Origin of the sequence: Acinetobacter sp. 1294243 (assembly GCF_000588015.1) — a bacterium.
GTDB classification, from domain to species: Bacteria; Pseudomonadota; Gammaproteobacteria; order Pseudomonadales; family Moraxellaceae; genus Acinetobacter; species Acinetobacter pittii.
In genome coordinates this window covers 1-10,982 of sequence record NZ_JFXG01000035.1, presented here as the reverse complement: position 1 = coordinate 10,982, position 10,982 = coordinate 1, and the positions used below count along the sequence as shown (strand labels likewise).

General features: G+C 43.0%; 6 protein-coding genes, 2 tRNA genes and 3 rRNA genes. All 11 read right to left on the bottom strand.

The features are described 5' to 3' along the window. Positions 1-682, bottom strand: a 682-nt coding sequence (gene hisD, locus J655_RS23805; protein ID WP_032053380.1) for a histidinol dehydrogenase, incomplete at its 3' end; no start/stop codon positions are given. A 106-nt stretch (positions 683-788) separates the two neighbouring features. Further along, positions 789-1,472 carry an ATP phosphoribosyltransferase gene (gene hisG, locus J655_RS23800; RefSeq protein ID WP_005071248.1) on the bottom strand — a complete coding sequence of 228 codons (684 nt, stop codon included), beginning with the start codon at positions 1,470-1,472 and terminating at the stop codon, positions 789-791. Continuing rightward, positions 1,472-2,728: a UDP-N-acetylglucosamine 1-carboxyvinyltransferase gene (gene murA / locus J655_RS23795; protein ID WP_002115380.1), complete on the bottom strand. Its 1,257-nt coding sequence runs from the start codon at positions 2,726-2,728 to the stop codon at positions 1,472-1,474. The genes hisG and murA overlap by 1 nt, the downstream gene beginning before the upstream one ends. Positions 2,729-2,734: 6 nt before the next feature. Continuing rightward, positions 2,735-2,986 carry a BolA family iron metabolism protein IbaG gene (gene ibaG, locus J655_RS23790; RefSeq protein ID WP_002115399.1) on the bottom strand — a complete coding sequence of 84 codons (252 nt, stop codon included), beginning with the start codon at positions 2,984-2,986 and terminating at the stop codon, positions 2,735-2,737. Between the two features lie 138 nt (positions 2,987-3,124). Next, positions 3,125-3,463: a ribosome hibernation-promoting factor, HPF/YfiA family gene (hpf, locus tag J655_RS23785; protein ID WP_002115387.1), complete on the bottom strand. Its 339-nt coding sequence runs from the start codon at positions 3,461-3,463 to the stop codon at positions 3,125-3,127. Positions 3,464-3,630: 167 nt separating this feature from the next. Beyond that, positions 3,631-5,079: an RNA polymerase factor sigma-54 gene (locus tag J655_RS23780; protein ID WP_032007643.1), complete on the bottom strand. Its 1,449-nt coding sequence runs from the start codon at positions 5,077-5,079 to the stop codon at positions 3,631-3,633. A 387-nt stretch (positions 5,080-5,466) separates the two neighbouring features. Beyond that, positions 5,467-5,581, bottom strand: a 5S ribosomal RNA gene (gene rrf / locus J655_RS23775). A 186-nt stretch (positions 5,582-5,767) separates the two neighbouring features. Then, a 23S ribosomal RNA gene (locus tag J655_RS23770) occupies positions 5,768-8,658 on the bottom strand. A gap of 352 nt (positions 8,659-9,010) precedes the next feature. Continuing rightward, positions 9,011-9,086 (bottom strand) — tRNA-Ala (locus J655_RS23765). 55 nt (positions 9,087-9,141) lie between these two features. Continuing rightward, positions 9,142-9,218: transfer RNA gene (locus tag J655_RS23760), tRNA-Ile, on the bottom strand. A gap of 59 nt (positions 9,219-9,277) precedes the next feature. Then, positions 9,278-10,815 (bottom strand): 16S ribosomal RNA (locus J655_RS23755). Together the 16S, 23S and 5S rRNA genes with 2 tRNA genes alongside form the textbook arrangement of a ribosomal RNA operon. Positions 10,816-10,982 lie beyond the last annotated feature (167 nt).

Below are 10,982 nucleotides of genomic sequence, written 5' to 3'. Positions count from 1 at the left end.
CCTGACCAAATACAGCGCGTTTGGCAGCCGCCACAAAACGATTTCCAGGGCCAGTAATTTTATCTACAGGTGGAATAGTCTGAGTACCATAAGCAAGCGCTGCTACAGCTTGAGCTCCCCCAATGGTGAATACTCGACTCACTCCTGCAAGGTAAGCCGCAGCTAGAACCAATGGATTTAGTTCACCGTTTGGTGCAGGAACAACCATAATAATTTCAGGTACACCAGCAACATGGGCTGGCACTGCATTCATTAAAACTGAAGACGGATAAGAGGCTAAACCACCTGGTACGTAAATACCCACACGGTCTAGAGGTGTGACTTTTTGTCCTAATGTATTACCTAAATCATCTATATAAGTCCAGCTCTCTTGTTTCTGAGCTTCATGAAATGTACGAATACGCTTTGCTGCTAACTCTAGAGCATCACGAATTTCTGGGCTTAAATTATCAAAAGCAGTTTTAAGTTGTTGTTGAGATAATTCTAAATCTGAAAATTGATGCGCAGGATGTCGATCGAACTGTTGAGTAAGCTTTAAAACATGATCATCACCATGCTGACGAACATCAGCAATAATTTGATCTACTGTTTGCACTAAATTAAGATCATTTACAGTTTCAAATGCTAAAAGCTCAGCAAAAACCTGTTTGAAGTTCTGATCTTGAGTCGATAAACGTCGCATCAATTTACCCACAAGGCGAAAAAGAAAAACCAAGTTTACTCTTTTTCTAAGCGCTTGTGGGCATCATCTGAAGCAACTATCACAAAAGCATGATGGGAAATTGCTTTTAACGTGATTGAACGGCTTGCTCAAGCTGTGAAATGATTGGATTTAATAGAGTTTGCTTACGTTTAAAACTAGCTTTATTTACAATTAAACGTGAAGAAACTTTGCAAATTTCCTCTAATGGCTCAAGACCATTCGCTCTTAGCGTATTACCAGTGTCGACCACATCGACAATGTAATCACCCAAACCCACCAAAGGCGCTAACTCCATAGAACCATAGAGTTTGATCACATCGACTTGCTCACCTAAGCTTGCATAATACTGACGTGTAAGATTGACGTATTTCGTGGCAATTTTTAAACGGCCTTTTGGACGTTCCATTCCCACTTTGCCAGCAGTCATTAATTTACACTTAGCGATTTTCAGGTCAAGTAGCTCATACACATGCTGAGCGCCATGTTCCATCAACACATCTTTGCCTGCTACACCTAAATCTGCTGCGCCATTTTCTACATAGGTAGGCACATCAGATGCACGTAAAATCAAAATACGTACTTGCTTATGCGTAGTAGGAAAAATGAGTTTGCGGGACTTTTCCGGATCTTCGAGCAAATTAATACCCGCTGTAGCTAGTAAAGGTAACGTCTCTTTTAAGATACGTCCTTTACTGAGTGCCAAGGTCAAACCATGATCAAAATTGCCCATCACATCAAAATTAGGATCATCGTTTCTTACATCATTCATTAACTTACTCGCTTAATTTTGGCACCTAAACCTTGAAGTTTCTCTTCGACATGCTCATACCCACGGTCAATATGGTAGATACGGTCAATTAAGGTATCTCCTTCTGCCACTAAAGCTGCCAAAACTAGAGAGAACGAAGCACGCAAATCTGTTGCCATTACAGGTGCAGCCTGTAAAGTTTCTACTCCAGTCACGACAGCATCATGACCTTCAACCTGAATATTAGCACCCATGCGTGACAATTCAGGAACATGCATAAAACGATTTTCAAAAATCGTTTCAGAGATAGTTGCAAATCCACGACCAATAGCATTTACAGCCATAAGCTGAGCTTGCATATCTGTTGGAAACTCTGGATGTGGCAAAGTTCTAAAACTTACAGCTTTAGGGCGTTTGCCTAACATATCAAGTTCGATCCAGTCATCACCACGAGTGACTTCGGCACCCATTTCTTCAAACTTATCCAAAACAGATTCAAGTAATGCAGGGTCGGTATGTGTAGTTTTGACACGACCGCCCGTAATTGCCGCAGCTGCCAAATAAGATCCCGTTTCGATACGATCAGCTACCACAGCATATTCACAGCCATGCAAACTTTCTACTCCAGTTACAACAAGAGTATCAGTATCAAGTCCTTCAATCTTAGCGCCCATTTTAATGAGCATTTGAGCAAGGTCAGTGATCTCAGGCTCACGAGCTGCATTACGAATAGTCGTAACACCATCAGCCAGTGCAGCAGCCATCAAGATGTTTTCAGTACCACCAACGGTAACCATATCAAAAACAACTTCGCCGCCTTTTAAACGACCTTCAACTGAAGCATGGACATAACCATTTTCAACTTCAATATGTGCACCTAAAGCCTCTAAGGCTTTTAAATGCTGATCAACTGGACGTGATCCAATTGCACAACCACCTGGTAAAGAAACTTTCGCATTACCGTAACGCGCTAATAATGGTCCTAAAACCAAAATTGAGGCACGCATTGTTTTTACTAGTTCATATGGAGCAAACTGATTATCTAAAGTAGAGGTATCAGCTTTTACTGTGTCATTTTCATAGCCGATTGTAACCCCTAAACCACCAATCAACTTGACCAAAGTATTTACGTCTTTAAGATTTGGAACATTAGTGATCGTAATTGGAGAGTCTGCAAGAATAGTTGCAGCAAGTAATGGTAAAGCTGCATTTTTAGCACCAGAAATGCGCACTTCCCCGTCGAGCTTAACACCACCCGTAATTAAAAATTTATCCATTAATATTTAAGCTCCGAAAAGGCTTGCTTTACGCCATTCATCTTTGGTCATTGCACGAATTGTTACCGCATGAACTTCGCCACTTGCAATATAAGTATTTAATGGTGCATAAACTAATTGTTGGCGAGCAACAGTACGCTTACCGTCAAATTGATCATCCACAATACGGAGGTCAAATTTTCCGGCCTGTCCGCTCACCGCTACTTCCGCTTCAGGGAAAGCTTCTTTTAAAATTTGAGTGAGCTGTTCACTATTCATTGCAAAGACCTCTGACGCAACCTAAGGTGTAAAACGAAGTATTTTACTATAACTTTTTCAAAGAATTCAGTACGTGTTTATATTTTATCAATAAAAAAGAGGCTATGTTTCAAGCCTCTTTCAATTATATAAAACTTATTAAATAGAAACAGCAACTTGCGAATAAGTGCACTGCATTTTCCGATATTTTAATAATTGTTTTTTTAATTTTTCAGTTAGTTTTTTAATTGAAGTATACATATCATCAGCAGTTGCTTGAGCAAACAACTCAATTCCTGGCAACCTTACTATAGCCTCTGCAACATGGTTCGAACTACCTTTATGAGAGCGCTTATCAATTTGATGATCTTTTGTTAATTTAATCTGCATACTATTCACCTGATCTAAGTGTTTTGTTAACTGATTAAATTTTAATTTAATATTTTCTTCTATAGCTGGTGTAATTGCTAAATGATGTCCACGAATCGTTATTTGCATAATTCTATCCCTCACCTTTTTTAGGTTATCTAAAGAAGAACTAAAACGATTTAATGCTATCAAAAAGAAAACTTAGAACAATTAAACCATTTTAGTTACTCTCTTGGTGAAAATGAAATTTCATTATTTCGTCATAATGAATCTCTAGAATAGCCATACTTCAAAATTCAGATCAAGACTTTTCTTTCAGACGACGAAGGAATATGTAACGATTCTCGATATTTTGCGACCGTTCTTCGAGCCACTTCAATTCCCTCATCCTTTAACAATGTAGCAATTACATTATCTGACAAAGGCTTACGTGGATTTTCATTGGCGACTAGTTTCTTAATCATTGCCCGAATTGCGGTGGAAGATGCCTCTCCCCCTGCTGTTGTTCCTACATGGCTAGAGAAAAAATATTTCAACTCAAATAGACCACGAGGCGTAAGCATATATTTATTTGTAGTTACACGAGAAACAGTAGATTCATGCAATTCGACTTCTTCTGCCACATCTCGAAGAACTAGCGGCTTCATTGCTTCAGGACCTATTTCCAAAAAGGCTTTTTGATGCTCTACAATACAAGAAGCTACTTTTAATAACGTTTTATGCCTTTCATCAATACTTTTGATAAAGTTTTTCGCCTCAAGCATTTGATTACGTAAATATAAATTATCCTCACTCTGATCTGCTCTACGAATCATACTAGAGTAAAAAGAATTAATTCTTAATTTAGGAAGTACATCTGGGTTTAGCTGACCCTGCCAATGTAAATCTTTTTTTGAAACCACCACATCAGGAATTTGATAATCAGATTCTTGCCTATCAAAATCCATACCAGGATAAGGTTTTAACGTTTTTAAAAGATTGATTGCAAATTTTAATTGGTCTTTCGTTAAACCAGTTTGCTTGAGTAATTTGTTAAGATCATTGGCTATCAAAAGCTCATAATACTGTAATAGATTTTTTGCCTCGTTTAGATATTCAACATCTTTGGGTAGAAATTCGAGCTGTACCTTTAAACATTCCGCTAAATTACGCGAACCAATCCCTAAAGGATCAAGTCGTTGAATGTGTTTTAAAACAACTAAAACCTCATCTTCTTCGATCTCTTCCTCAATATCCATTTCACTCAATAATTGTTGTGCCGCTAAAATTATTTCTTCAATTTCAGCATCTAAAAATCCCTTATCATCTAATGCATCAACAATACAATAAGCAATCAATTGATCTATTTTAGAAAAATGCAAAAGGTTAACTTGTTCTAGAATATGTTCCTTTAGCGATAATTGAACTTGGCGATTATCCTCTCGCTCTTCAAATTCTGGAGTAGCCAAAGCTGTTGATTGATGGGTATACACATCATCCCACTCAGTATCAACAGGTAAATCATCAGGCAAATGATCTGCATTTAGCTCAGTCGTTAAGTCATCTGATTCTTTATTTTCTAATGCAGCCAGACTCTCCGTTAGTGATTCTTCTTCTATTTTTTCAAGTAAAGGATTACTATCTAGTTGAATCTGAATTTCCTGTTCAAGCTCTAAACTAGAGAGTTGTAACAAACGAATCGCCTGCTGCAATTGAGGTGTTAACGATAGAGAATTCGCTACTTTCAATCCAACAGATAATTTCATATATTTCATTTTCCATAAAACAAGCAAAAATCATGCCTATTTAATATTTATAACATATAGTCTCCATTTGTCATACATATCCAACTGAAATTTGCAGAAGAAAAAAGAGATTTTTCCAATTATAAAAATAATCTTATTAAATTAATTCTATCAAACATAGTTCTCATATGAAGTCAGACACGAAATCTTGTTATTAAAAGTTAATTAAGAGGAGCTAGTTCTCTGTTAATTTTGTCTAATTGACTACTCTTCGTTTGTATAGTTTTTCTATTAAATTTAAAGATTCAAATCATAGTTTACTATTTTATATTTATTCCCCCACACATATATTTTTTATCACATAAAAAAACACCCCCATTCGTTAGAACGGGGGTGTTTAGAATAATGAGCTGGCGATGACTTACTCTCACATGGGTAACCCCACACTACCATCAGCGCTAAGAGGTTTCACTTCTGAGTTCGGGAAGGGATCAGGTGGTTCACTCTTGCTATGGTCGCCAGCACAACTGGTATGGATACTTGCTTCGTTTTATTCACTGTGTGATACGTTGCGTTTTCCAAATCTTTACAGATGGGCTGATTGGTCTGATTTTTCGTTGTTCATTTTAGCTAGTAGTATAACTAAATCAAGTTGCTTTGCATGTTTATGAATCGATTGATGCTTCATATACAACTGCTTGGGTGTTGTATAGTCAAGCCTCACGAGCAATTAGTATTGGTCAGCTTCACATATCACTATGCTTCCACATCCAACCTATCAACGTCCTAGTCTCGAACGGCTCTTTAGAGGAATAAATTCCTAGGGAAATCTTATCTTGAGGTAGGCTTCCCGCTTAGATGCTTTCAGCGGTTATCCCTTCCGAACATAGCTACCCGGCGATGCGACTGGCGTCACAACCGGTACACCAGAGGTTCGTCCACTCTGGTCCTCTCGTACTAGGAGCAGATCCTCTCAAATTTCCAGCGCCCACGGTAGATAGGGACCGAACTGTCTCACGACGTTCTAAACCCAGCTCGCGTACCTCTTTAAATGGCGAACAGCCATACCCTTGGGACCTGCTTCAGCCCCAGGATGAGATGAGCCGACATCGAGGTGCCAAACACCGCCGTCGATATGAACTCTTGGGCGGTATCAGCCTGTTATCCCCAGAGTACCTTTTATCCGTTGAGCGATGGCCCTTCCATACAGAACCACCGGATCACTAAGACCTACTTTCGTACCTGCTCGACTTGTGGGTCTCGCAGTTAAGCGCGCTTTTGCCTTTATACTCTACGCGTGATTTCCGACCACGCTGAGCGCACCTTCGTACTCCTCCGTTACTCTTTAGGAGGAGACCGCCCCAGTCAAACTACCCACCAGACACGGTCCTCGTCCCGGATAACGGGACAGAGTTAGAACCTCAACATTACCAGGGTGGTATTTCAAGGACGGCTCCATTGGAACTAGCGTTCCAACTTCAAAGCCTCCCACCTATCCTACACAAGTAAGGTCAAAGTTCAGTGTCAAGCTGCAGTAAAGGTTCACGGGGTCTTTCCGTCTAGCCGCGGGTACACTGCATCTTCACAGCGATTTCGATTTCACTGAGCCTCTGCTGGAGACAGCGCCGCCATCATTATGCCATTCGTGCAGGTCGGAACTTACCCGACAAGGAATTTCGCTACCTTAGGACCGTTATAGTTACGGCCGCCGTTTACTGGGGCTTCGATCAAGAGCTTCGCTTACGCTAACCCCATCAATTAACCTTCCAGCACCGGGCAGGCATCACACCCTATACGTCCACTTTCGTGTTTGCAGAGTGCTATGTTTTTAATAAACAGTTGCAGCGGCCTGGTTTCTGCGGCTGTCGTCAGCTCAGGAAGCAAGTTCCATCACCAACAACAGCGTACCTTCTCCCGAAGTTACGGTACCATTTTGCCTAGTTCCTTCAGCAGAGTTCTCTCAAGCGCCTTGGTCTACTCGACCTGACCACCTGTGTCGGTTTCGGGTACGATTCCTGTGTAACTGAAGCTTAGAGACTTTTCCTGGAAGCATGGTATCAGCCACTTCACTGTACAAGTACAGCTTGCTATCGGATCTCAGTATAGAGTACCCCGGATTTGCCTAAGATACATACCTACATCCTTCCACCTGGACAACCAACGCCAGGCTGACTTAACCTTCTCCGTCCTCTCATCGCATTACACAGAAGTATTGGAATATTAACCAATTTCCCATCGACTACGCCTTTCGGCCTCGCCTTAGGGGTCGACTCACCCAGCCCCGATTAACGTTGGACTGGAACCCTTGGTCTTTCGGCGAACGGGTTTTTCACCCGTTTTGTCGTTACTCACGTCAGCATTCGCACTTCTGATACCTCCAGCATACTTCTCAATACACCTTCATCGGCTTACAGAACGCTCCCCTACCACTTGACTAATGTCAAATCCGCAGCTTCGGCACATAGTTTTAGCCCCGTTACATCTTCCGCGCAGGCCGACTCGACTAGTGAGCTATTACGCTTTCTTTAAAGGGTGGCTGCTTCTAAGCCAACCTCCTAGCTGTCTATGCCTTCCCACATCGTTTCCCACTTAACTATGATTTTGGGGCCTTAGCTGGCGGTCTGGATTGTTTTCCTCTTGACTACGGACGTTAGCACCCGCAGTCTGTCTCCCGGATAGTACTCATAGGTATTCGGAGTTTGCATCGGTTTGGTAAGTCGGGATGACCCCCTAGCCGAAACAGTGCTCTACCCCCTATGGTATTCGTCCGAGGCGCTACCTAAATAGCTTTCGGGGAGAACCAGCTATCACCAGGCTTGATTAGCCTTTCACCCCTATCCACAAGTCATCCCCTGGCTTTTCAACGACAGTGGGTTCGGTCCTCCAGTTAGTGTTACCCAACCTTCAACCTGCTCATGGATAGATCGCCTGGTTTCGGGTCTATACCCAGCAACTAAACGCCCTATTAAGACTCGATTTCTCTACGGCTCCCCTATACGGTTAACCTCGCTACTGAATATAAGTCGCTGACCCATTATACAAAAGGTACGCAGTCACACCACGAAGGTGCTCCCACTGCTTGTATGCATGCGGTTTCAGGATCTATTTCACTCCCCTCACAGGGGTTCTTTTCGCCTTTCCCTCACGGTACTGGTTCACTATCGGTCAGTCAGGAGTATTTAGCCTTGGAGGATGGTCCCCCCATATTCAGACAAGGTTTCACGTGCCTCGCCCTACTCGTCATCATTATGTGTGCCCTTTCGTGTACGGGAATATCACCCTCTACGTTCGCACTTCCCAGAGCGTTCCACTAAAACACACATAACTTAATGGGCTGATCCCCGTTCGCTCGCCGCTACTGAGGGAATCTCAATTGATTTCTTTTCCTAAGGGTACTGAGATGTTTCACTTCCCCTCGTTCGCCTTGCAACACTATGTATTCATGTTGCAATACCTACCTTAAAGTAGGTGGGTTCCCCCATTCAGAAATCTCCGGATCAAAGGATATTTGCCGCCTCCCCGGAGCTTTTCGCAGGCTATCACGTCTTTCATCGCCTCTGACTGCCAAGGCATCCACCACATGCACTTAATTACTTGACTATACAACCCCAAACAGTCGTCAACACCTACAAGTGAGTGTTGTCCGTGCGATTCTTCATCGCTACTATCTGTTGTTTGTGTACTTAAACACTGTACAGCTTCAATCTAAATTCATATACCAAAACGCTTGATTCAGTTAATTTGCTAGTTCTCAATTCATCTAGATTAATTGCTTAATCTAAACTCTTGAGTGAACAATTTATTTCAGACTCAATTTTGCCAATCTGTTAATGAATAAACACGCCTTCGTCAGGTCATGCTTAATACCGTGATACTTAAATCACAGAAGTTAATAAACCAAGACCGAAATCTCTATTTACTAATTTCTGTAATCCGAACTTCTCTTAAGTTCTGGTGGAGACTAGGAGAGTCGAACTCCTGACCTCCTGCGTGCAAAGCAGGCGCTCTACCAACTAAGCTAAGTCCCCAGCTTACATCATCAGTCATGTATCTTTTATCTATAACTTCAACCAGTCAAAGTCATGGTGGGTCTGACAAGACTTGAACTTGTGACCCCACGCTTATCAAGCGTGTGCTCTAACCAACTGAGCTACAGACCCTCAGATACATCTATGAAGAACAACTTGTTGTGGATTCTTACCAATCGTCAATCTTTCGTTAAGGAGGTGATCCAGCCGCAGGTTCCCCTACGGCTACCTTGTTACGACTTCACCCCAGTCATCGGCCACACCGTGGTAACCGCCCTCTTTGCAGTTAGGCTAGCTACTTCTGGTGCAACAAACTCCCATGGTGTGACGGGCGGTGTGTACAAGGCCCGGGAACGTATTCACCGCGGCATTCTGATCCGCGATTACTAGCGATTCCGACTTCATGGAGTCGAGTTGCAGACTCCAATCCGGACTACGATCGGCTTTTTGAGATTAGCATCCTATCGCTAGGTAGCAACCCTTTGTACCGACCATTGTAGCACGTGTGTAGCCCTGGCCGTAAGGGCCATGATGACTTGACGTCGTCCCCGCCTTCCTCCAGTTTGTCACTGGCAGTATCCTTAAAGTTCCCGACATTACTCGCTGGCAAATAAGGAAAAGGGTTGCGCTCGTTGCGGGACTTAACCCAACATCTCACGACACGAGCTGACGACAGCCATGCAGCACCTGTATGTAAGTTCCCGAAGGCACCAATCCATCTCTGGAAAGTTCTTACTATGTCAAGGCCAGGTAAGGTTCTTCGCGTTGCATCGAATTAAACCACATGCTCCACCGCTTGTGCGGGCCCCCGTCAATTCATTTGAGTTTTAGTCTTGCGACCGTACTCCCCAGGCGGTCTACTTATCGCGTTAGCTGCGCCACTAAAGCCTCAAAGGCCCCAACGGCTAGTAGACATCGTTTACGGCATGGACTACCAGGGTATCTAATCCTGTTTGCTCCCCATGCTTTCGCACCTCAGCGTCAGTGTTAGGCCAGATGGCTGCCTTCGCCATCGGTATTCCTCCAGATCTCTACGCATTTCACCGCTACACCTGGAATTCTACCATCCTCTCCCACACTCTAGCTAACCAGTATCGAATGCAATTCCCAAGTTAAGCTCGGGGATTTCACATTTGACTTAATTAGCCGCCTACGCGCGCTTTACGCCCAGTAAATCCGATTAACGCTTGCACCCTCTGTATTACCGCGGCTGCTGGCACAGAGTTAGCCGGTGCTTATTCTGCGAGTAACGTCCACTATCTCTAGGTATTAACTAAAGTAGCCTCCTCCTCGCTTAAAGTGCTTTACAACCATAAGGCCTTCTTCACACACGCGGCATGGCTGGATCAGGCTTGCGCCCATTGTCCAATATTCCCCACTGCTGCCTCCCGTAGGAGTCTGGGCCGTGTCTCAGTCCCAGTGTGGCGGATCATCCTCTCAGACCCGCTACAGATCGTCGCCTTGGTAGGCCTTTACCCCACCAACTAGCTAATCCGACTTAGGCTCATCTATTAGCGCAAGGTCCGAAGATCCCCTGCTTTCTCCCGTAGGACGTATGCGGTATTAGCATTCCTTTCGAAATGTTGTCCCCCACTAATAGGCAGATTCCTAAGCATTACTCACCCGTCCGCCGCTAAGATCAGTAGCAAGCTACCTCTCTCCGCTCGACTTGCATGTGTTAAGCCTGCCGCCAGCGTTCAATCTGAGCCATGATCAAACTCTTCAGTTAAAATCATTTTGTACCTTATTTAAAGACAAGGTACCAATTCTGGCTCATCAATTACTGACTTAAATTTCGCTCAAATAAACTTCGAGTAATTTAAACCAATCAATCAATGAAAATTATTTCGATTAATCAACCAGTAAAAATCCACACAAGTTGTTCTTCAATTCTCT

What these genes read in the sequence shown, in the direction of transcription:
- hisG (WP_005071248.1), bottom strand. Translation starts at nt 1,472, where the DNA reads ATGAATGATGTAAGAAACGATGATCCTAATTTTGATGTGATGGGCAAT.
- murA (WP_002115380.1), bottom strand. Translation starts at nt 2,728, where the DNA reads ATGGATAAATTTTTAATTACGGGTGGTGTTAAGCTCGACGGGGAAGTG.
- ibaG (WP_002115399.1), bottom strand. Translation starts at nt 2,986, where the DNA reads ATGAATAGTGAACAGCTCACTCAAATTTTAAAAGAAGCTTTCCCTGAA.
- hpf (WP_002115387.1), bottom strand. Translation starts at nt 3,463, where the DNA reads ATGCAAATAACGATTCGTGGACATCATTTAGCAATTACACCAGCTATA.
- J655_RS23780 (WP_032007643.1), bottom strand. Translation starts at nt 5,079, where the DNA reads ATGAAATTATCTGTTGGATTGAAAGTAGCGAATTCTCTATCGTTAACA.